Genomic DNA, 20,180 nt, shown 5'->3' with positions numbered 1-20,180 from the left:
GTCTCAGCCGAGCCGCACGCTCTTCTTCGCGAGTTCGTACGCCGGGAGCATCTCCTCGTGCTCCCGTGAGTCCAGCCCGCCGAGGTGCACCACGACCGGTCCGCTCGGGGTGGTGACGGCGAAGGCCCGCTCCTTCTTGGGCTCGTCCAGCAGCTCGCTGCTGACCCTGTAGCCGACCTCGGCCGCCGCCAGGGAGCCGGCCTCGACCTCGGTGTAGGTGGCCTCGGCGGCGTTCGGATCGGCGGCCAGGAGCGCTTCCAGGACCTGGCGCGGGGTGTCGTCGGTGCCGTCCCCGGTCCACACCTGCAGGTAGCCGATGTTCCCGGCGGGCTTCGCGTCGATCTCGCAGACGAGCGTGACCGGGCCCTGCTCACCGAGTTCGCTCAGTGCCTCGTCCTCGACGGGCTGGACGGCCGCCGGTTTCCAGGAGGCCGCGAGGTCGAAGGTGACGGGCAGGGCACAGGCGGAACCGGAGCCTCCGACGCTGCCGCCCTTCATCACGCTCTCTGCCGCGGCCCGCGGCTCCGGGGCCGCTTTCCCGCCGTTCCCGCCGTCGTCCCGGGCGGACGACGTGCAGCCGGTCGCCGACACCGCCACCAGCACCGCCGCGACCGTGCCCCGTACGGAATTGCGCACCATGGAAATCCCCTGTCCCCGCCCTTGATCAATCGCCGCACGCTAACCCACCCGCGTGGCGACTACCCTGGGATGTCGATCGATCCCCCAGTCAGGAGTGAAATGGCCGTCAATCTGGTCAATGTCGAGCAGGTCAGCAAGGTGTACGGCACCCGTGCCCTGCTCGACGGTGTGTCCCTCGGTGTGTCCGAGGGGGACCGGATCGGTGTCGTCGGCCGTAACGGCGACGGCAAGACGACCCTCATCCGGATGCTCGCCAAGCTGGAGGAGGCGGACACCGGCCGCGTCACCCACAACGGTGGCCTGCGTCTCGGTGTCCTCACACAGCACGATTCGCTCGACCCGGAGGCGACGGTCCGCCACGAGGTCATCGGCGATCTCGCCGACCACGAGTGGGCTGGTGACGCCAAGATCCGTGACGTGCTGACCGGGCTCTTCGGCGGGCTGGACCTGCCCGGCTTCGAACTCGGCCTGGACACCGTCATCGCCCCGCTCTCCGGTGGCGAGCGGCGCCGGATCGCGCTCGCCAAGCTGCTCATCGCCGAACAGGACCTGATCGTCCTCGACGAGCCGACCAACCACCTCGATGTCGAGGGCATCTCCTGGCTGGCCCGGCACCTGCAGAACCGGCGCTCGGCCCTGGTCTGCGTCACCCACGACCGGTGGTTCCTCGACCAGGTCTGTACGCGCATGTGGGACGTCCAGCGCGGCACGGTCCACGAGTACGAGGGCGGCTACAGCGACTACGTGTTCGCCCGGGCCGAGCGGGAGCGGATCGCCGCGACCGAGGAGTCCAAGCGGCAGAACCTGATGCGCAAGGAGCTGGCCTGGCTGCGGCGCGGCGCCCCCGCCCGTACGTCGAAGCCGCGCTACCGCATCGAGGCCGCCAACGAGCTGATCGCCGATGTGCCGCCGCCGCGCGACACCAGCGAGCTGATGAAGTTCGCCAACGCACGGCTCGGCAAGACCGTCTTCGACCTGGAGGACGTGACCGTCCAGGCCGGACCCAAGACGCTGCTCACCCACCTCACCTGGCACCTCGGACCCGGCGACCGGATCGGCCTGGTCGGCATCAACGGCGCGGGCAAGACCTCGCTGCTGCGGGCGCTCGCCGAGGCGGCCCGCACCCAGGGCGAGGCGCAGCCCGCGGCCGGGAAGATCGTCGTCGGCAAGACCGTCAAGCTCGCCTACCTCTCCCAGGAGGTCAGCGAGCTCAAGCCGAACCTGCGGGTGCTGGAGGCCGTGCAGCAGGTACGGGACCGGGTCGACCTCGGCAAGGGCCGGGAGATGACCGCGGGCCAGCTCTGCGAGCAGTTCGGCTTCTCGAAGGAGAAGCAGTGGACCCCGGTGGGCGACCTGTCGGGCGGTGAGCGGCGACGGCTGCAGATCCTGCGGCTGCTGATGGACGAACCGAACGTCCTCTTCCTCGACGAGCCCACCAACGACCTCGACATCGAGACCCTGACCCAGCTGGAGGACCTCCTCGACGGCTGGCCGGGATCGATGATCGTGATCTCCCACGACCGGTTCTTCATCGAGCGGACCACGGACCGGGTGATGGCGCTGCTCGGTGACGCCACCTTGCGGATGCTGCCGCGCGGTATCGACGAGTACATCGAGCGCAGGCGCCGGATGGAGGAGGCGGCCGTACCCGCCTCCACGCCCACCGCGGCGAAGGAGACGCCGGCCACCGCCGCGGTCTCGCCGCAGGCCGCCCGCGCAGCCAAGAAGGAACTGCAGAAGATCGAGCGGCAGCTCGACAAGATGTCGAGCAGGGAGACGACCCTGCACGCGCAGATCGCCGACAACGCCACGGACTTCGAGAAGGTGGCGAAGCTCGACGCGGAGCTGCGGGAACTGGTCGCGGAACGCGACGAGTTGGAGATGCGCTGGCTGGAGCTGGCCGAGGACGCCTGATCGCTGACGTGCCTTCGGCGTGACCGGTGGGGCCTGTGGGGCGGGTGATAGAAAGAAGGCTCGCCCGGCGCAGCTGCAGATGCCGGACCGGTCCGCGCGAAGGGGGACGTGCTGATGGCCCAGCCGCCCGGCCAGCAACCGCCGCAGGGAGGCTTCGGGGCTCCGTACGATCCACCGCCGGAGTCGGTCCAGCCGTCGCCGCCACCCGGATACGGCTCCACGCCGCCGCCCGGTCAGGCCGCGGGACCGTACGGTGCGCCGGTACAGCCGGGACCGTACGGTGCGCCGGTACAGCCGGGTCCGTACGGTGCGCCGGTACAGCCGGGTCCGTACGGTGCGCCGGTACAGCCGGGTCCGTACAACGCCCCCACGCAGCCCGGGCCGTACAACGCACCCACGCAGCCCGGGCCGTACGGCTGTCCGCCGTCGCCGCAGCCCGGATACGGCTACCCGCAGCAGTCGCAGCAGTCGCAGCAGTCGCAGCAGCCCCCGCGGCCCGGTGGCGGAGGATTCTTCAGCGGCAGGCGCGGCGCGGTCATCGGTGCCGTGCTCGCGGTGGTGCTGCTGGCCGGCGGCGGCATCTGGTTCGCCACGAGCGAGGGCGACGACGAGTCGAAGCCCACGGCGAAGGCGAGCACCGACCCCGGGCCGGGAACCAACGGCGGCGGGGGCGACGGCAAGGCAGAGGACCAGGGCACGCACGACCTCCGTGCCGAGGCCGACGCGCTCAACGCCAAGCGCAGGACGGGCGAGGCGAAGGTCCTCTGGCTCCAGGAGGGCGGCGTGGACCTGCCGCGCAACGGCTCGGACGTGTACGGCCCCTGGGTCGTCGGCGACACCGTCGTCAAGGCCATGTTCCGGACGGTCTCCGGCTACTCCGTCACCGACGGCAGCCGGAAGTGGAGTCTTCGTATGCCGTCGAGTCTGTGCGCGGCGCCTTCGCAGCCCACCGCGGACGGCAAGATCGTCTTCGGAATCAAGACCGGCACCGCGGACGACGCGCTCTGCAACTCCCTCCAGATGGTCGACCTCACGACCGGCAAGGCCGGCTGGCGCAAGACATACAGGCGCCAGGGCGCCTGGGACCTGCTGTCCGACGTCTCGATGGCGATCAACGGTGACACCGTGACCGTGGGGCGCACCAGCAGGACGGACGCCTTCCGGGTCAGCGACGGCGCGGTGCTCTTCGGCGAACTGCCGGGCAACTGCCAGCCGTTCGGCTTCGCCAGCGGCCCCGTGGCGATCGCCGCCGCCAGTTGCCAGACCGCGGCCGACGACCACAAGGAGCAGCAGGTGCAGCGGATCGATCCGGTCACCGGAAAGGTCCAGTGGACGTACAAGGTCAAGAAGGGCTGGGAGGTCGCACAGTTCTACTCGGTCAGCCCGCTGGTCGTCTCGCTGAAGCAGGAGGACAAGTGGGCGATCATCGTGCTCAACGAGAACGGCACCTACCGTTCCCAACTGGTCGGCGGGACCGACGACTACGGGACGAAGTGCGGCGGTGACCTCCTCACCGAGGGCAAGAACCTCGACAACTGCCTCGGAGTGGCGGCCGACGACCGGACGGTCTATCTGGCGACCAAGCCCCCCGAGGACGACATCACCCCCACCAACAAGGTCGTCGCCTTCGACCTGAACACCGGTCAGGCGCAGTGGAAGGCCGCGGCACCGGCCGGACAGACCCTCATGCCGATGCGAACGGAGGGCGGCAGGCTGCTGATGTATCTCGCCGCGGGGAAGAACAAGGGCGGCGGCATCGCATCGCTCCCGCCGACCGGTGGCACGCCGCAGATGGTGCTGCGGCACCCGGCAGCGGCCGCCACGGTCGAGCGGGGCTTCTTCGATTCCAGGGTCGCCTATCGGAACGGGCGTTGCATCCTCATGCACGCGAGGATCAGCGGGATCGACGACGAGGACGAGATGTCGATGAAGTCGATGGCGGGCTTCGGCAGCTGACGGACCGAGGCGTAACGAGGGCATCACGGCGCGGTTCTCCCTTGGGAACAGGGGGCGGACCGGCTCGGTGTCCGATGCGTCGCGGGTGGTACAAAGAAGCCCCGCCCGACTGTCGTAACACCGCGGAAGCCATGCCCGATTCGCTCCTTTCCGAGGGGAATTCAGCCCAGCGGAATCGCGGGGGAGACCGGAACGGGCACCGGACCGCACGAAGGGGGACGTGCTGATGACCCAGCCGCCCAGCCAGCAACCGCCGCAGGGAGGCTTCGGCGCTCCGCAGGAGCCGCCGCAGGGGAGTCCTCAGCCGACGGCGCCCGGGCAGCCGCCGCAGGGTCAACCGCCTGCCCAGCCGCCGCAGATGCCTGCCGCGCCGCCGACGCCGCCGCCGCCCGCTCAGCCGGGTTACGGCTACCCGCAGGCCCCGGGGCAGGCCCCCGGCTACGGCTACCCGCAGCAGCCGGGACCGTACAACCAGCCGGGACCGTACGGCCAACAGCCGGGCCCCTACGGGCAGCAGCCGGGACCGTACGCCCAACAGCCGGGCCCCTACGGCCAGCAGCCGCAGCCCGGATACGGCTACCCGCAGCAGCAGTACCCCGGCGCCCCGGTACCCGGCGGCCCCGGCGGTACGGGCGGTGGCAACCCTTTCAAGGGGAAGCCCGCAGTGATCATCGGTGCCGCGGTCGCCGCCGCGATCGTCATCGCGGGCGGCGTGTTCCTCGCGACCAGCGGTGGTGACGACGACAAGAAGCCCGCCGCACAGGCCAGTAACGACGGCAAGGCGCCGACCGGTTCGCCCTCCGTCGACGAGGGCGACGGCAACGGCGACGGACGACAGGCCGATGACGACCTCAACGCCGGGCGCAAGTCGGGCGAGGCCAAGGTCCTCTGGCTGCAGAAGAACGACGTCGACCTGCCGCGCAACGGCGCGGACGTGTACGGCCCCTGGGTCGTCGGCGACACCGTCGTCAAGGGCATGTATCGCGCGGTCTCCGGCTACTCGGTCGCCGACGGCAAGCAGAAGTGGACGCTGAAGCTGCCCGCCGACATGTGCGCCGCGCCTTCACAGACCACCACTGACGGCAAGATCGTCATCGGGGTCAAGAACGGCACCACCGACAAGGCGGACTGCTCGGACCTCCAGATGATCGACCTCAACACCGGCAAGGCCGGCTGGAAGAAGTCGATCAAGAAGAACGGCATCTGGGACATGATGTCGGACATCTCCCTCGCCATCAGCGGAGACACCGTCACGGTCGGCCGGACGAGCAACTCCAACGCCTACCGGGTCAGCGACGGCAAGGAGCTGTTCGGCAAGCCGGCGGGCAACTGCCAGCCGTTCGCCTTCGCCGGCGGCCCCAAGCTGATCGCAGCCTCCAGCTGCCGTACCGAGGACCTGGACAACCCCCAGCACCAGATCCAGGAGATCGACCCGGCCACCGGCAAGCCCAAGTGGACGTACCGGCCGGCCCGTGGCTGGGAGATCGACCGGGTCTACTCGGTGAGCCCGCTCGTCGTATCGCTGACCCAGAGCGAGAAGAAGAAGTGGAGCATCCTCGCCATCAAGGAGAACGGCACGCTCCGTTCCCAGCTGGTCGGTGACAAGGGTGACAAGTTCGCACCGGACTGCGGCAGCGCGTTCGCCATCTTCGGCAAGTCGCTGGACGGGTGTGTCGGTGTCGCCGCCGACGCCAACACCTTCTACATGGCGACCGAACCCGACTCCAGCGGCACCGCCCGCACGAACAAGGTCGTCGCGTTCAACCTGAACACCGGCAAGCCGAAGTGGAAGGCCGCGGCCCCGGCCGAGCAGACCATGAAGCCGCTGCGGATGGAGGGCGGCAACGTGCTGCTCTACGTGGAGGCCGGATACAACAAGGGCGGCGGGATCGCCACCCTCGCCCCGACCGGTGGCGCTCCGCAGATGCTGCTCCGGCACCAGGAGTCGACGTCCCAGATCGAGAGCTCCTTCTACAACGCGAAGATCGTCTACGCGGACGGGCGTTCCTTCATCGCGAGCGGGCGGGTCAGCGCGAGCAACGACAAGGAAGAGCTGGAGACGAAGACCATGATGGCTTTCGGCAAGTGACGGCTCACGCAGGCACCCGACGGACCCTGACCGACCGCGACAGGTCCCGACCGACCGACTCTCCTTCCCTCGAGGTACGCACGCCATGACTCAGCCGCCCCAGCCGCCCAACGAACCCCCCCAGGGCGGGTTCGGCTCCCCGCAGGACCCCCCGCCCGGTGAGTTCGGGGCACCGGTCCCGCCGCCCGCCGACCCGTTCGGCAAGCAGCCGGCCACCCCGCCCGCGGGCGGATTCGGCGCCCCGCAGGCGCAGCCGCCCGCCGGTGGTTTCGGCGCTCCGCAGACCCCGCCGGCCGGTCCGCCGCAGCAGCAGCCGGGTTACGGCTATCCGCAGCAGCCCGGTTACGGCTACCCGCCGGGCCCCCCGGCCGGACAGGGCCTGCCGCCCGGTCAGCCGCCGCAGCAGGGCTACGGATACGGCTACCCGACCGCTCCGATGCAGCCGCAGTACGCGCCGCCGCAGAAGGGCGGGAACGGCGGCAAGAAGTTCTCCACGCAGATGCAGATCATCGTTGCCGCGGTGGTCGCCGTGGCAGTGATCATCGGTGGTGGCATCTTCCTCGTCTCCGGTGGCGACGACAAGAAGAACGAGGTGTCCACCGCCGGTCCCACCGGTGAGGGCAAGGGCGGCGAGGACAGCGGCATCGGTGGTGGCGGCAAGGAGAAGGTGCCGGCGAACACCAAGTCCACCGTCGCCTTCCAGCTGCCGGAGCCCAAGGTCGGCGACGTCACGACGGTCGACGGCTCCTGGCTGACCGACAAGGCGTATGTGAAGACCGGCGTCGACGAGATCGTCGGCTACGACAAGGTCAAGGGCACCAAGCTCTGGTCCATCCCGCTGGAGGGCCAGCTCTGCGCCGCCTCCCGGCACATGTCGAAGGACTACAGGACGGCCGTCGTCTTCGAGGAGGGCAAGCCGACCAAGGCGAAGAAGTACCCGCCGTGCAACCAGGTCGGTGGGCTCGACCTGAACACCGGCAAGCTGATGTGGAGCAAGTCGGTGACGGCCGCCACCAGCGGTGACGCGCCGGTCAGGTTCGACGAGGTCACGCTCAGCGGCACCACGGTCGCCGCGGGCGGCACCGAGGGCGGCGCCGCCTTCGACCTGAACACCGGCGCCGAGCGCTGGAAGCCGAAGGTCGGCACCGACGGCTGCTACGACAAGGGGTACGGCGGCGGCGACGCGCTCGCGGTGGTCCGCAAGTGCGGTACGTACGACAGCCCGCAGCTCGTCATCCAGGCGCTGAACCCGACGACCGGCGCCCCGCTCTCGTCGTTCAAGATGCCGCCCGGCGTCGACTACGCGAGCATCGTCTCCACCAAGCCGCTGGTCGTCGCTGCCGATGTCGGCGACACCGCCGGTGACGGCAGTGGGATCTCGGACTTCTTCTCGATCGACGCGTCGACCGGGAAACTCCTCACCAAGATCGCCGCGGACGGTGAGAAGTACGCCGCCCGCTGCGGCTCCACCGAGGTCGAGACCTGCCAGCAGCTGGCCGTCGGCAACAACCGGCTGTACCTGCCGACCGAGGAGCACGAGGGCACCGGCGACTACGGCGACACCAACGAGATCGTCTCGTTCGACCTCACCACCGGCAAGCCGACCAGCGACAAGGCCGACGCAGGCGACCGGTACACGATGTTCCCGATCCGCATGGACGGTTCCAACATCATCGCGTACAAGGTTCCCCCGTACGACAAGGGCGGCCAGATCGTCTCCATCGACGGCTCCACCTTCAAGCAGACGGTGCTGATGGAGAACCCGGGGGACGAGTCCGTCCGGGACGCGGAGACCAGCTTCTCCATGGACTACGCGGAGATCCTCTACTCGGACGGCCGGATGTACATCTCCGAGGTGATGGTGAGCAAGCCGCGCGAGAGCTCCCTCGACGACAAGCAGTACCTCGCGGTCTCGTTCGGCACCGGCTGACCCCGGCGCGGATACGGGCAACGCATCACGGCCCTGCCGGTCGATCATTCGACCGGCAGGGCCGGTCGTTTTCTGCCCGCTCACCGATCCCTTCCGCCGGTCAACCGTCAATCAACCGGACCCGAGCAGCACATAATTCGGCATTCCAGGGTTCTTCTGCCTGGTAAGGGGCGCGCCACGTCGAACAAGCGTGTAGCTTGCCGGGTCAAAGGGGCCGGGGGGCCGGGGCCTGTCGTCGAACCGGCGTCTGCCGCGCGACGCCTGGGTGTGGCTCCATTGCTGTGGGGGGTAACTCGATGGGCGTGCGGCTCATGGTGGTCGATGACCACAGACTGCTCGCCGAGGCGTTGGCCTCGGCGCTGAAATTGCGGGGTCACCGGGTGCTCGCGGCTGCCGCGCCGACCGCCGGTGCGGCGGAACTCGTGGTGAGCAGAGCCCCGGAGGTCTGCCTGTTCGGCACGGCGACACCCGCAGAACCCGGAGCGTTCGACCCGATAGCCCGGATCAAGCGGGAGCGCCCGCAGGTGGCCGTGGTGGTGCTCGGGCCGGTGCCCAGTCCACGCGGGATCGCGGCGGCCTTCGCGGCCGGCGCCGCCGGATATGTCAGGCACGACGAGCGGATAGAGGGTGTCGAGCGGGCGATGGTCAAGGCGCGGGCCGGCGAGGCGGCGGTCGCGCCGCAACTGCTCCAGGGCGCCTTCGCCGAGCTGCTCAACCCGGCCGTCCAGCCGGACGACGAGGGACAGCGGCTGCTGCGGATGCTCACCCCGCGCGAGGTCGAGGTCCTGGTGCGGGTCGCGGAGGGCGAGGACACCCGGCTGATCGCGGCCGGGATGCGGATCGCGTCGAGCACCGCGCGTACGCATGTGCAGCGGGTGCTGATGAAGCTGGGGGTCGGTTCACGGCTGGAGGCAGCGGCGCTGGCGGCCCGCACGGGGCTGCTGGACCGCGCGGCGGTGGGCGGAACGCCGAAGGGACCGGACGCCGGGTGACGTCCGGCCCCTTCGGGGCGGTGCGGAGACTGCTCAGGCGTCCGGGGTGCCGTCGGCGGCGCCGTCCGGCTCCGGTGCCTGAGCCGGACGCAGCTTCAGCCACAGCAGGAAGAACAGCCCCAGGACCAGCATGGCCAGCCCGGTCCAGAGGTTGATGTGGACGCCCTCGGCCTTCTTCAGATCCGCGTCGGACGGGTTGATCCCGGCGAGCGTGACGATCACTCCGTAGATCACGAAGAGGCCGCCGATGATCCGCCGGATGTCGAAGAGACGGGCCGCGGTCGCGGACTTGCGCTCCAGTTCGGAGACTTCCTTGTGCAGGTCATTGCGGAATTCGGACATGGTGATGGCCTCCGATCAGAGCGAGTAGGGCAGGTAGCAGAGGGCGGCGATGACGATCGCGCCCCAGCCGAGCAGGGCCGGCTTGCGGTACCAGGCGCTGTCGCCCTCGGCAGGCGGTTCCACCGCGTCCGGGGACTCCTTTCCGTACACCAGACCCGCGAGTTCGGCCTCGGGCTTCGGAGCCGTGAAGAGGGTGACGACGACCATGACCACCGCACCGGCGACGAAGCCGACGATCGCGGAGACGAAGTTGGCGCCCTGGTCGGTCGGGATGTCGATGACACCCTGCTTGTAAATCCAGAAGTAGTTGACCATCGCGGCGGTGGTGCCCGCGAGGAGCCCCCAGACCCCGGACTTCATCGAAGCGCGCTTCCAGAACATGCCGATGATGAAGACCACGAACATCGGGACGTTGAAGAACGAGAACAGCGTCTGGAGGTAGCTCATGATGTTCGAGAAGCTGGCGGCGATGAAGGCCGTGCCGATGGAGGCCAGTACACCGACCGCTGTGATCAGCCGGCCGAACCGCAGGTAGTACGCGTCGGACCGGTCCTTCTTCACGTAACGCGCCCAGATGTCCGTCGTGAACACGGTGTTGAACGACGAGACGTTGGCCGCCATGCCGGCCATGAACGCGGCGAGCAGACCGGTCACGGCGATGCCGAGCACACCGTTGGGCAGCAGCTCCTGCATCAGCAGCGGGATCGCGTCGTTGTATGTGAGGTCCGAGCCCGGCGTGCCGATCTTCGGTACGAGTACGGCGGCGACCAGGCCCGGGATCATCACGAGGAAGACGATGAAGATCTTCGGGAACGCGGCGATCAGCGGCGTGCGCTGGGCGGCCGAGAGGTTCTTCGCGGACAGGGCGCGCTGCACCTCGGCGAAGTTGGTTGTCCAGTAGCCGAAGGAGAGCACGAAGCCGAGGCCGAGGATGATCGTCAGCCAGTTGGCGCCGAGCGGGTTGGCGTCGCCGATGCCCGTGCCGCCCCAGGCGGAGAGGAAGTTGGAGCCGTGGCTCTTCTCCAGCGAGCCGGTCAGACCGTCCCAGCCGCCGACACGCTTGAGGCCCAGCAGGGTGAGCGGGATGAGCGCGGCGAGGATGACGAAGAACTGCAGCACCTCGTTGTAGATCGCCGAGGAGAGTCCGCCGATGGTGATGTAGACGAGGACGAAGAGGCCCGCGACGACGATCGCGACCCACTGCGGCCAGCCGAGGAGCGCCTCCACGACGATCGACAGGGCGTACAGGTTGACGCCCGCAATCAGGATCGCGGCGAAGGCGAAGAGTATGGAACTCAGCAGGTGTGCGGACTTGTCGAAGCGCTGGAGCAGGAATTCCGGGACGGAACGGACCTTCGACCGGTAGTAGAAGGGCATCATCACCAGGCCGAGGAAGACCATGGCGGGGATGGCGCCGATCCAGTACCAGTGGACGACCGCGACGCCGTACTGCGCGCCGGTGGCCGCCATGCCGAGGATCTCGGTGGCACCGAGATTGGCCGCGACGAACGCGAGACCGGTCACCCAGGCGGGCAGCGAACGTCCGGAGAGAAAGAAGTCGAGGCTGGTCTTCACGCTGGCCCGGGCGGCGAAGCCGATGCCGAGAACCACGACGAAGTAGATCGCCAGAATCGTGTAGTCGAGCCCGTTCGTGGGCAGCCGGAGCCCTTCGGCCAGATATTGCATGGGGGGTACTCGCTTCGTTGCGCGAACTGAACCTGCAGAAACCTACGCTCCTGTTGTCAAAAAATGAACAGTTTGCCTGGGGTCCTTTGTTGGATTGTGATCGGATGAGGGGAGAATTCCAGGCCTGACCGGCTCGCGGCCACAGGAGATCCAGGTCACATACGGCGGCGTCGGACCATTGACGTGTGTGTTGGCTTGTGGTTTGTTGTGTTCGGTTATGTTTGGAGGAACCTGGTGAAGAAGACGGTTACGACGCTCGCCGACGGCCGGGAGCTGCTCTACTACGACAGCCGCGACGACGTGGTCCGGGACGCCGTCGACCGGCGGCCGCTGGACGCCGTATCGACCTCCTCCGAAATCCGTCGCGATCCCCTCCTCGGGGACAGCGTCGCCATCGCCTCGCACCGTCAGGGGCGCACGTACCACCCGCCGGCCGACGAGTGCCCGCTCTGCCCGTCCCGGGACGGGCGGCTCAGCGAGATCCCCGACGACCGGTACGACGTGGTCGTCTTCGAGAACCGCTTCCCCTCGCTCGCCGGTGACTCCGGCCGCTGCGAGGTCGTCTGCTTCACCTCCGACCACGACGCGTCCTTCGCCGACCTCACCGAGGAGCAGGCGGCTCTGGTCCTCGACGCCTGGACCGACCGCACCGCCGAACTCGCCGGGTTCGAGCAGGTCAAGCAGGTGTTCTGCTTCGAGAACCGGGGCGCCGAGATAGGTGTGACGCTCGGCCATCCCCACGGGCAGATCTACGCGTACCCCTTCGTCACCCCGCGCACCGAGCTGATGCTCCGCTCGATGGAGGCGCACCGCGAGCGGACCGGTGGCAACCTCTTCGACGACATCGTGGCCCGCGAGCTGGCCGACGGTGATCGTGTGGTGCTGACCGGCGAGCACTGGGTGGCCTTCGTCCCGTACGCGGCGCACTGGCCGTACGAGGTGCATCTGCACCCGCGCCGGCGCGTCCCCGACCTGCGGGAACTCGACGAAGGCGCACGCACGGAGTTCGCACAGGTCTATCTGGAACTCTTGAGGCGATTCGACCGGATCTTCGGCCCCGGTGAGCCGCCGACCCCGTACATCGCGGCCTGGCACCAGGCGCCGTTCGGAGTCCCCGGGCGGGAGCAGTTCGGGCTTCACCTCGAGCTTTTCACCATCCGACGTACCTCCGGCAAGCTGAAGTTCCTCGCGGGTTCCGAGTCCGGCATGAGCGTGTTCATCAACGACGTGCCGCCGGAGGCCGCGGCCCAGCGACTGCGAGAGGTAGCGAGCGAGTGAGCAAGCCCCAGAGCGACCCCCGGCTCAACCCCCGGAAGAAGTACCTGGTCACAGGCGGCGCCGGATATGTCGGCAGTGTGGTCGCCGCGCATCTGCTCGAAGCCGGTCACGAGGTGACCGTCCTCGACGACCTGTCGACCGGGTTCCGCGAGGGCGTCCCCGCCGGGGCCGAGTTCATCGAGGGCCGCATCCAGGACGCCGCGCGCTGGCTGGACTCCTCCTACGACGGGGTGCTGCACTTCGCCGCGTACTCCCAGGTCGGCGAGTCCGTCACCGACCCGGAGAAGTACTGGGTCAACAACGTCGGCGGATCCACCGCCCTGCTCGCCGCGATGCGTGACGCGGGCGTCCGCACCCTGGTCTTCTCCTCCACGGCCGCGACCTACGGCGAACCGGTGTCCAGCCCGATCACGGAGTCCGACCCGACCGCCCCCACCAACCCGTACGGCGCGACGAAGCTGGCCGTCGACCACATGATCACCGGTGAGGCGGCCGCGCACGGACTGGCCGCGGTCTCGCTGCGCTACTTCAACGTGGCCGGGGCGTACGGCAGCCACGGGGAGCGGCACAGCCCCGAGTCACATCTGATTCCGCTGGTCCTCCAGGTCGCGCTCGGTCGGCGCGAGTCGATTTCCGTCTACGGCGACGACTACCCGACCCCCGACGGCAGCTGCGTACGCGACTACATCCACGTCGCGGACCTGGCCGAGGCCCACCTCCTGGCCCTGGACGCGGCCACCGCGGGCGAACACCTGATCTGCAACCTCGGCAACGGCAACGGCTTCTCGGTACGCGAGGTCATCGAGACCGTCCGCAAGGTCACCGGCCATCCGGTCCCCGAGACCGCGGCCCCGCGCCGCGCCGGTGACCCGGCCGTGCTGGTCGCCTCCGCCGCCACTGCCAGGGAGCGGCTCGGCTGGCGGCCGAGCCGTGCCGACCTGGCCGGAATCGTCTCCGACGCCTGGACGTTCGCCCGCCGAGAGGAGCCCACCGCGCCATGACCGACAACGCTGAGCTGGTCACCGCTTTCACCGAGCTGTACGGCACCGCCCCCGAAGGAGTCTGGGCGGCGCCCGGACGGGTCAACCTGATCGGCGAGTACACCGACTTCAACGACGGCTTCGTGATGCCGCTCGCGCTGCCGCACACCGCGCGCGCGGCCGTCGCCCGCCGCACCGACGGCGAGCTGCGGCTGCACTCGACCGACGTGCCGGGCGGTGTCGTCCAGCTCCGGGTCGACGAGCTGGCCCCGCACTCCGGGCACGGCTGGGCGGCCTACCCGGCCGGCGTCGTCTGGGCGCTGCGTGAGGCCGGCCACCAGGTCACCGGCGCGGACATCCAGCTGACCTCGACCGTCCCCACCGGCGCCGGGCTCTCCTCGTCCGCCGCCCTCGAAGTGGTCACCGCACTCGCGCTGAACGACCTCTACGAGCTCGGCCTGTCCGCGTCCGAGCTGGCGGTGCTCGCGCAGCGCGCCGAGAACGCGTTCGTCGGCGTGCCGTGCGGGGTCATGGACCAGATGGCGTCGGCCTGCTGCACCGACGGCCACGCCCTGCACCTCGACACCCGCGACCTCACCCAGCGCCAGGTCCCGTTCGACCTGGCCGCGCACGGTCTGCGGCTGCTGGTCGTCGACACCCGGGTCAAGCACGAGCTGGGCGACGGCGCGTACGCGGAGCGGCGGGCCGGCTGCGAGGCGGGCGCGCGGGCGCTCGGCATCGGGACGCTGCGCGATCTTCCGTATGACGGTCTCGGCGCGGCGCTCGACACCCTCGCCGAGTCCGGCGCCGACGAGTCGGTCGTGCGGTACGTACGCCATGTGGTCAGCGACAACGCACGGGTGGAGCAGGTCATCGCGCTGCTCGACGCGGGCGATGTGCGCGCGACGGGCCCCGTCCTCACGGCAGGCCATGTCTCGCTCCGTGACGATCTGCGGGTCTCCTGCCCCGAACTGGACCTGGTGGTCTTCGCGGCGAACGCGGCCGGGGCACTGGGGGCGCGGATGACCGGCGGCGGCTTCGGCGGGTCGGCGATCGTGCTGGTGGAGGAGGTGGACGCGGACGCGGTCACCAAGTCGGTGCTGGAGGCGTTCACTTCGGCGGGATACGCGACACCCGGGGTCTTTCCGGCGGTCCCGTCGGCAGGCGCCCGCCGCACCGGCTGAGCGTGTCGGTCAGCCGAAGGTCTTCGTCAGGATGAACTCGGTGACGCCGGGCGGGTAGTTCTCGACCTGCCCGATCACCTCGTACCCCCGCTTGCGGTAGAAGCCGGGGGCCTGGAACCCCCAGGTCTCCAGCCGGGAGCGGGTGCAGGCACGGTCCGTCACGGCCACCCGTTCGGCCTCGGCGAGCAGTTGCGAGCCGAGGCCGGAGCCGCGGTGCCGGTCGTCGACCCAGAGCAGATCCACATGGAGCCAGTACGCCCAGGTACGTCCGGTCAGCCCGCCGGCCAGCCCGCCTCGGCCGTCCATCGCCCATACCTCCAGCGGGAGTTCGTGCTCGGCGGGCGTGGCGAGCAGGGCGCGTAGCTCCGGGGAGCGCTCCCTGTTGCTGCGGTGCAGCCGTTCACCCAGCAGAAGGCGACGATCTTTGTCTACTTCTGTCTCAAGACGAAACATGAACCACACCCTAAACACCGAGGTCCATCAGTTCTGTCAATTGCCTTCCGCTCCGGGCCCCCAGTCGTACGCTGATGCACAGCACCGGCGGGGGCCGGTGCTGATTCAGGGGTACGAGGCAGTCGGGTACGACGCCCGTGGCGGGGTGGCAATCGGCACACGGCGGCGGCCGTAGGACTGAGGCTCACCCATCGCTCCGGGCGTCGTGCCCGCACCGGTCCGTCCCCGTCGGGGGGCCAGGGGGTGGCCCCGCACCAGACGCAGCATGGGGGTGCCTGTGGTTCGTATCCGGGTTCTCGTGGTGGACGACCACCGCATTTTCGCCGAGTCGCTCGCGGCGGCCCTCGCGGCCGAGCCGGACGTCGACGTGGCGGCGGCCAGCAGTGGCCCCGCCGCGCTGCGATGTCTGGAGCGGGCGGCCGCCGAAGGCCGTAGGTACGACGTGATACTCGTCGACGCCGAACTCGGCACCCTGTCGCCGGGCGGTGGACGCATGGCCTCGGGGCCGGTCCCGGTCCCCGCGCCGAACAGCGGCGAGAGCGTGCCCCTCGACGGGCTCTCGCTGGTCGCCGGCGTCCGTTCGGGCCAGCCGTCCGCCCGTACGGTGGTGCTCGCCGAGAAGGACGACCCGCGCCGGGCTGCGCTCGCGCTGCAGGCCGGGGCGTCGGGCTGGGTCGCCAAGGACTGCTCGCTGCAACGGCTGCTCACGGTCATCCGGGGGGTGCTCCGCGACGAGACGCACCTTCCTCCCGCGCTGCTCACCGGTGTGCTGCGGGAGATGACGGCGGCCCGCAAGCACCGCACCGAGAGTGAGCGGCTGGTCGAGTCGCTGACCCCGCGCGAGCGCGAGGTGCTGCGCTGCATGGTCGCGGGGCTGGGCCGCAAGGCGGTGGCGGAACGGCTCTTCCTCTCCCCGCACACGGTGCGTACGCATATGCAGAACGTGCTGGGGAAGCTGGGTGTGCACTCGACCCTGGCCGCCGTCGCGCTGGCCCGGCGGGCGGGCGTCGGACCGGCCGAGCTAGCCGGGGATGTTGTCGAACGGGGCGGTCAGCTGGCGTAGCAACGACGCCAGTTCACCCCGCTGATGGCGGGAGAGTTCGCCCAGGATGGCGCGCTCCTGGGCGAGCAGGCCGGCCAGTGACTGGTCGGCCTTGTCGCGCCCCTCAGGGGTGAGCCGGACCAGCACGCCCCGCCGGTCGCTGGGGTCGGGGAGCCGCTCGACGAGGTTCTTCTTGGTCAGCCGGTCGATGCGGTTGGTCATCGTGCCCGAAGTGACCAGCGTCTGGGTCAGCAGCTGGCCGGGGGAGAGCTGATAAGGGGCACCTGCGCGGCGCAGCGACGTCAGTACGTCGAACTCCCACGGCTCAAGATTGTGTTCGGAGAACGCGATCCGGCGGGCCCGGTCGAGGTGACGGGCGAGGCGTGAGACGCGGCTGAGCACCTCGAGCGGTTCCACGTCGAGGTCGGGGCGCTCGCGGCGCCATGCAGCGACCAGACGGTCGACCTCGTCCTCCATGTGGATCAGTGTAAAGGGTCTGTCGACATGAAGTCTCTTGAATTCAAGTGTCTTGACATCAAGATACACCGATGGTGATCCTTACTGCATGACGACACCCTCCTGGGACCCGCAGCAGTACCTGCGTCACGCCGACCACCGCACCCGCCCGTTCCGCGACCTCCTGGCCCGCGTCCCCGAGCTCCCGGCCGCACCCGCACCCCGCATCGCGGACCTCGGCTGCGGAGCGGGCAACGTGACGGCCCTCCTCGCCGACCGCTGGCCCGAGGGCCGCATCACCGGCTACGACAACTCCCCCCAGATGCTGGAACAGGCCCGCGCCCACGCCACACCCTTCCTGGACTTCGCCGAGGCGGACGCCACCACCTGGACGCCGGACGAACCGTACGACCTGATCGTCTCCAACGCCCTGCTCCAGTGGGTCCCCGGCCACACCGACCGCTTCCCGGCCTGGCTGGACGCCATCACCCCCGGCGGTACGTTCGCCTTCCAGGTCCCGGGCAACTTCGACCAGCCCACACACGTCCTGATGCGCGAACTGGCCGAGTCCCCGCGCTGGCGCTCCCGCCTGACCGGCATCCTGCGCCACGCCGACGCCGTCCTGACACCCACCGCCTACCTGGACGCGCTCACAGCCCCCGGCATCACGGCGGACGTCTGGGAGACCACCTACCTCCACCTCCTCCAGGGCGAGGACGCCGCCCTGGACTGGGTCAAGGGCACCGGCCTGCGCCCGATCCTGACGGCGCTCGCGGACGACCCGCAGGCCGAGGACGCCTTCCTCACCGAATACCGCGACGCGCTGCGCACCGCCTACCCGAAGGGTCCGCACGGCACGGTCTTCCCGTTCCGCCGCATCTTCGCCGTGGCCCACAAGGAGAAGTGATGATCGCCGCAATGGACCACGTCCAACTGGCCGCCCCGGCAGGCTCGGAGGACGCGCTACGCGCCTTCTACGTGGACGCCCTCGGTATGACGGAGATCCCCAAGCCCCCGGTCCTCGCAGCTCGCGGCGGCTGCTGGTTCCGGACGGGACCCGTCCAGCTGCACCTGGGCGTCGAAGCAGAGTTCCGCCCGGCGAAGAAGGCCCACCCCGGGCTGCGGGTCACGGACATCGAGGCGTTCGCGGCGCGGCTGGAGGCGCACGGCGCACCGGTGCGGTGGGACGGCGACCTGCCGGGACACCGCCGGTTCTTCAGCCACGACCCGGTCGGCAACCGCCTGGAGTTCCTGGAACCGGTGGACGGCTGAGCGTCGGAGCCCGTTCGGGACGGGACGCCGGTAACGGCCGGCAAGGCCCAGCCCCTGACGACAGGGCGGGCCCGCTCACGCACCGTGTCGGCACGCCGGTTCCTCCGGTGGCCGGTCAGTTCTTCCGGTGGCCGATCAGCCGCGGCTTCGACTCCAGATTCTCCAGGCCGTGCCAGGCCAGGTTCACCAGATGCGCCGCCACCTCGGCCTTCTTCGGCTTGCGTACGTTCAGCCACCACTGACCCGTCAGCGCCACCATGCCGACCAGCGCCTGCGCGTACAGGGGGGCCAGCTTCGGGTCGAAGCCGCGGGCCTTGAACTCCAGGCCCAGGATGTCCTCCACCTGGGTGGCGATGTCACTGATCAGCGACGCGAAGGTGCCCGTCGACTGGGCGACGGGGGAGTCGCGGACCAGGATGCGGAAGCCGTCCGTGTACGTCTCGATGTAGTCGAGCAGTGCGAACGCGGCCTGTTCCAGGAGCTCACGCGGGTGGCCCGCCGTCAGGGCGCTGGTCACCATGTCGAGGAGCTGGCGCATCTCGCGGTCCACCACGACGGCGTACAGGCCCTCCTTGCCGCCGAAGTGTTCGTAGACGACCGGCTTGGAGACGCCGGCCCGGGCCGCGATCTCCTCGACCGAGGTGCCTTCGAATCCCTTGTCGGCGAAGAGGATGCGGCCGATGTCCAGCAGCTGCTCGCGGCGTTCCTTGCCCGTCATCCTCACGCGGCGGGTCCGCCGGGTGGAGGAGGGACGGTTCTTCTCGCTGCTCGTGCTGCCGTCGGTCGCCACGTCGTCAATCATGCCGCGTCGGCGCGCGCGGACTCGCGCCGGGAGTCGATACGCCGGGAGTCGATCCGGGACGCGTCCGGCCAGCGCACGTCGTACGCCCAGCCGAGCTTCTCGAACCAGCGGATCAGCCGGGCGCTGGAATCGACCTGGCCCCTCATGACCCCGTGCCGGGCGCTCGTCGGGTCCGCGTGGTGCAGGTTGTGCCAGGACTCGCCGCAGGACAGAACCGCCAGCCACCAGACATTGCCGGACCGGTCACGGGACTTGAAGGGACGCTTGCCGACCGCGTGGCAGATGGAGTTGATCGACCACGTGACGTGGTGCAGGAGAGCCACCCGTACCAGAGAACCCCAGAAGAACGCCGTCGCCGCACCCCACCACGACATCGTCACCAGACCGCCGACCAGCGGCGGGATCCCCAGCGAGACGATCGTGAACGTGAGGAAGTGGCGGGAGATCCCACGGAGCGCAGGGTCCTTGACCAGGTCCGGGGCGTACTTGTGCTGCGGCGTCTGCTCCTCGTCGAACATCCAGCCGATGTGCGCCCACCACAGGCCCTTCATCAGGGCCGGGAGCGTCTCGCCAAACCGCCACGGCGAATGCGGGTCGCCCTCGGCGTCGGAGAAGCGGTGGTGCTTGCGGTGGTCGGCCACCCAGCGCACCAGCGGGCCCTCCACGGCGAGCGACCCGGCGACGGCCAGAGCGATCCGGAGCGGGCGTTTCGCCTTGAAGGAACCGTGGGTGAAGTAGCGGTGGAAACCGATCGTGATGCCGTGGACGCCGGTGAAGTACATGGCGACCAGCAGACCCAGATCGAGCCAGCTCACACCGCGGCCCCAGGCCAGCGGCACCGCCGCGACCAGCGCCACGAACGGCACCACGATGAAGAGCAGCAGCGCGATCTGCTCGATCGAACGCTTGTTGTCGCCGCCGAGCGTGGCGGAGGGGGGAACCGGACCGTCGGCCCCCGGCTTCCGGGCGTCGTCGATCACGTCGGGGGTGGTGTTCATGGGGAGCCCCTGGGGGGTGAGAAGTACGACGGAGACAGCTCTGGCTACGCATCCGTAACCTACGGCTTCGTAAGTATGGCAGCGCCGAGGCCCGCAGCACGAGAGCTGCGGGCCTCCGCCATGAAGGGGAACCGCGGTCGGGCCGGGAGCAGCGCCGACGGCGCGGA

Annotated in this window: 18 protein-coding genes; 11 read left to right on the top strand and 7 right to left on the bottom strand. The window is 69.6% G+C overall.

The genetic code is table 11. The annotated features are described in order from the left end of the window. Nucleotides 1-3 precede the first annotated feature (3 nt). On the bottom strand, nt 4-639 hold the full coding sequence (locus ACFYP5_RS19710; protein WP_389037416.1) for a lipoprotein: 636 nt from the start codon (nt 637-639) through the stop codon (nt 4-6). A 99-nt stretch (nt 640-738) separates the two neighbouring features. Here ACFYP5_RS19710 and ACFYP5_RS19705 point away from each other — a divergent pair, with 99 nt between their 5' ends. The 5 genes from ACFYP5_RS19705 to ACFYP5_RS19685 all read left to right on the top strand — a co-directional run bounded on the left by ACFYP5_RS19705 (nt 739) and on the right by ACFYP5_RS19685 (nt 9,520). Further along, complete coding sequence (locus ACFYP5_RS19705; protein WP_389037413.1) at nt 739-2,553, top strand: ABC-F family ATP-binding cassette domain-containing protein; 1,815 nt, start codon at nt 739-741, stop codon at nt 2,551-2,553. 114 nt (nt 2,554-2,667) lie between these two features. Further along, the gene (locus tag ACFYP5_RS19700; RefSeq protein ID WP_389037410.1) at nt 2,668-4,509 is read left to right on the top strand and encodes a PQQ-binding-like beta-propeller repeat protein; all 1,842 of its coding nucleotides are present in this window, start codon (nt 2,668-2,670) and stop codon (nt 4,507-4,509) included. A gap of 226 nt (nt 4,510-4,735) precedes the next feature. Continuing rightward, nucleotides 4,736-6,598 carry a PQQ-binding-like beta-propeller repeat protein gene (locus ACFYP5_RS19695; RefSeq protein ID WP_389037407.1) on the top strand — a complete coding sequence of 621 codons (1,863 nt, stop codon included), beginning with the start codon at nt 4,736-4,738 and terminating at the stop codon, nt 6,596-6,598. A gap of 85 nt (nt 6,599-6,683) precedes the next feature. After that, nucleotides 6,684-8,528, top strand: a complete 1,845-nt coding sequence (locus tag ACFYP5_RS19690) for a PQQ-binding-like beta-propeller repeat protein (protein WP_389037404.1) — start codon at nt 6,684-6,686, stop codon at nt 8,526-8,528. Between the two features lie 296 nt (nt 8,529-8,824). After that, entirely contained in the window at nt 8,825-9,520 is a 696-nt protein-coding gene (locus ACFYP5_RS19685; RefSeq protein WP_389037402.1) for a LuxR C-terminal-related transcriptional regulator, read from the top strand. Between the two features lie 33 nt (nt 9,521-9,553). Here the strand turns inward: ACFYP5_RS19685 and ACFYP5_RS19680 are convergent, their stop codons facing one another. Both ACFYP5_RS19680 and ACFYP5_RS19675 read right to left on the bottom strand, forming a co-directional pair. After that, complete coding sequence (locus ACFYP5_RS19680) at nt 9,554-9,862, bottom strand: hypothetical protein (RefSeq protein WP_389037400.1); 309 nt, start codon at nt 9,860-9,862, stop codon at nt 9,554-9,556. A gap of 15 nt (nt 9,863-9,877) precedes the next feature. Beyond that, nucleotides 9,878-11,548: a sodium:solute symporter family protein gene (locus ACFYP5_RS19675; RefSeq protein ID WP_389037397.1), complete on the bottom strand. Its 1,671-nt coding sequence runs from the start codon at nt 11,546-11,548 to the stop codon at nt 9,878-9,880. 234 nt (nt 11,549-11,782) lie between these two features. Here ACFYP5_RS19675 and galT point away from each other — a divergent pair, with 234 nt between their 5' ends. From galT to galK, 3 genes are read left to right on the top strand one after another with little or no spacing between them, the layout of a single operon-like run. Next, nucleotides 11,783-12,826, top strand: a complete 1,044-nt coding sequence (galT, locus tag ACFYP5_RS19670) for a galactose-1-phosphate uridylyltransferase (protein WP_389037394.1) — start codon at nt 11,783-11,785, stop codon at nt 12,824-12,826. Continuing rightward, a complete protein-coding gene (galE, locus tag ACFYP5_RS19665) occupies nt 12,823-13,827 on the top strand; it encodes a UDP-glucose 4-epimerase GalE (protein WP_389037391.1) in 1,005 nt (334 codons plus the stop codon). The genes galT and galE overlap by 4 nt, the downstream gene beginning before the upstream one ends. After that, nucleotides 13,824-14,990, top strand: coding sequence for a galactokinase (galK, locus tag ACFYP5_RS19660; protein ID WP_389037388.1), 1,167 nt, complete (start codon nt 13,824-13,826; stop codon nt 14,988-14,990). The genes galE and galK overlap by 4 nt, the downstream gene beginning before the upstream one ends. 9 nt (nt 14,991-14,999) lie before the next feature. Here the strand turns inward: galK and ACFYP5_RS19655 are convergent, their stop codons facing one another. Continuing rightward, nucleotides 15,000-15,443: a GNAT family N-acetyltransferase gene (locus tag ACFYP5_RS19655; protein WP_389037385.1), complete on the bottom strand. Its 444-nt coding sequence runs from the start codon at nt 15,441-15,443 to the stop codon at nt 15,000-15,002. Between the two features lie 277 nt (nt 15,444-15,720). Between ACFYP5_RS19655 and ACFYP5_RS19650 the strand changes: the two genes are divergently transcribed. Then, complete coding sequence (locus ACFYP5_RS19650; RefSeq protein WP_389037381.1) at nt 15,721-16,506, top strand: LuxR C-terminal-related transcriptional regulator; 786 nt, start codon at nt 15,721-15,723, stop codon at nt 16,504-16,506. Here the strand turns inward: ACFYP5_RS19650 and ACFYP5_RS19645 are convergent. After that, nucleotides 16,465-16,962, bottom strand: coding sequence for a MarR family winged helix-turn-helix transcriptional regulator (locus tag ACFYP5_RS19645; RefSeq protein WP_030976849.1), 498 nt, complete (start codon nt 16,960-16,962; stop codon nt 16,465-16,467). The genes ACFYP5_RS19650 and ACFYP5_RS19645 overlap by 42 nt on opposite strands. A gap of 88 nt (nt 16,963-17,050) precedes the next feature. Here ACFYP5_RS19645 and ACFYP5_RS19640 point away from each other — a divergent pair, with 88 nt between their 5' ends. Together ACFYP5_RS19640 and ACFYP5_RS19635 are read left to right on the top strand one after the other, a co-directional pair. Next, on the top strand, nt 17,051-17,848 hold the full coding sequence (locus tag ACFYP5_RS19640; RefSeq protein WP_389037378.1) for a trans-aconitate 2-methyltransferase: 798 nt from the start codon (nt 17,051-17,053) through the stop codon (nt 17,846-17,848). After that, nucleotides 17,848-18,213, top strand: a complete 366-nt coding sequence (locus ACFYP5_RS19635; RefSeq protein WP_327125369.1) for a VOC family protein — start codon at nt 17,848-17,850, stop codon at nt 18,211-18,213. The genes ACFYP5_RS19640 and ACFYP5_RS19635 overlap by 1 nt, the downstream gene beginning before the upstream one ends. Nucleotides 18,214-18,328: 115 nt before the next feature. Here ACFYP5_RS19635 and ACFYP5_RS19630 read toward each other — a convergent pair whose 3' ends face one another. Next, nucleotides 18,329-19,015 (bottom strand): TetR/AcrR family transcriptional regulator, encoded by a 687-nt coding sequence (locus tag ACFYP5_RS19630; RefSeq protein ID WP_267004749.1) that lies wholly within the window; start codon nt 19,013-19,015, stop codon nt 18,329-18,331. Next, entirely contained in the window at nt 19,012-20,013 is a 1,002-nt protein-coding gene (locus ACFYP5_RS19625) for an acyl-CoA desaturase (protein WP_389037375.1), read from the bottom strand. The genes ACFYP5_RS19630 and ACFYP5_RS19625 overlap by 4 nt, the downstream gene beginning before the upstream one ends. Between the last annotated feature and the right edge of the window lie 167 nt (nt 20,014-20,180).

The organism is Streptomyces sp. NPDC005262 (assembly GCF_042872425.1).
Lineage (GTDB): Bacteria > Actinomycetota > Actinomycetes > Streptomycetales > Streptomycetaceae > Streptomyces.
This window is presented reverse-complemented; position numbering and strand designations above follow the sequence as displayed.

Excerpts from the sequence above, each read along its gene's own strand:
- ACFYP5_RS19690 (WP_389037404.1), top strand. The coding sequence starts at position 6,684 with ATGACTCAGCCGCCCCAGCCGCCCAACGAACCCCCCCAGGGCGGGTTC.
- ACFYP5_RS19700 (WP_389037410.1), top strand. The coding sequence starts at position 2,668 with ATGGCCCAGCCGCCCGGCCAGCAACCGCCGCAGGGAGGCTTCGGGGCT.
- ACFYP5_RS19655 (WP_389037385.1), bottom strand. The coding sequence starts at position 15,443 with ATGTTTCGTCTTGAGACAGAAGTAGACAAAGATCGTCGCCTTCTGCTG.
- ACFYP5_RS19675 (WP_389037397.1), bottom strand. The coding sequence starts at position 11,548 with ATGCAATATCTGGCCGAAGGGCTCCGGCTGCCCACGAACGGGCTCGAC.
- ACFYP5_RS19685 (WP_389037402.1), top strand. The coding sequence starts at position 8,825 with ATGGGCGTGCGGCTCATGGTGGTCGATGACCACAGACTGCTCGCCGAG.
- ACFYP5_RS19635 (WP_327125369.1), top strand. The coding sequence starts at position 17,848 with ATGATCGCCGCAATGGACCACGTCCAACTGGCCGCCCCGGCAGGCTCG.
- ACFYP5_RS19710 (WP_389037416.1), bottom strand. The coding sequence starts at position 639 with ATGGTGCGCAATTCCGTACGGGGCACGGTCGCGGCGGTGCTGGTGGCG.
- galK (WP_389037388.1), top strand. The coding sequence starts at position 13,824 with ATGACCGACAACGCTGAGCTGGTCACCGCTTTCACCGAGCTGTACGGC.
- ACFYP5_RS19680 (WP_389037400.1), bottom strand. The coding sequence starts at position 9,862 with ATGTCCGAATTCCGCAATGACCTGCACAAGGAAGTCTCCGAACTGGAG.
- ACFYP5_RS19695 (WP_389037407.1), top strand. The coding sequence starts at position 4,736 with ATGACCCAGCCGCCCAGCCAGCAACCGCCGCAGGGAGGCTTCGGCGCT.
- ACFYP5_RS19630 (WP_267004749.1), bottom strand. The coding sequence starts at position 19,015 with ATGATTGACGACGTGGCGACCGACGGCAGCACGAGCAGCGAGAAGAAC.
- ACFYP5_RS19625 (WP_389037375.1), bottom strand. The coding sequence starts at position 20,013 with ATGAACACCACCCCCGACGTGATCGACGACGCCCGGAAGCCGGGGGCC.
- ACFYP5_RS19640 (WP_389037378.1), top strand. The coding sequence starts at position 17,051 with ATGACGACACCCTCCTGGGACCCGCAGCAGTACCTGCGTCACGCCGAC.
- ACFYP5_RS19705 (WP_389037413.1), top strand. The coding sequence starts at position 739 with ATGGCCGTCAATCTGGTCAATGTCGAGCAGGTCAGCAAGGTGTACGGC.
- ACFYP5_RS19645 (WP_030976849.1), bottom strand. The coding sequence starts at position 16,962 with ATGGAGGACGAGGTCGACCGTCTGGTCGCTGCATGGCGCCGCGAGCGC.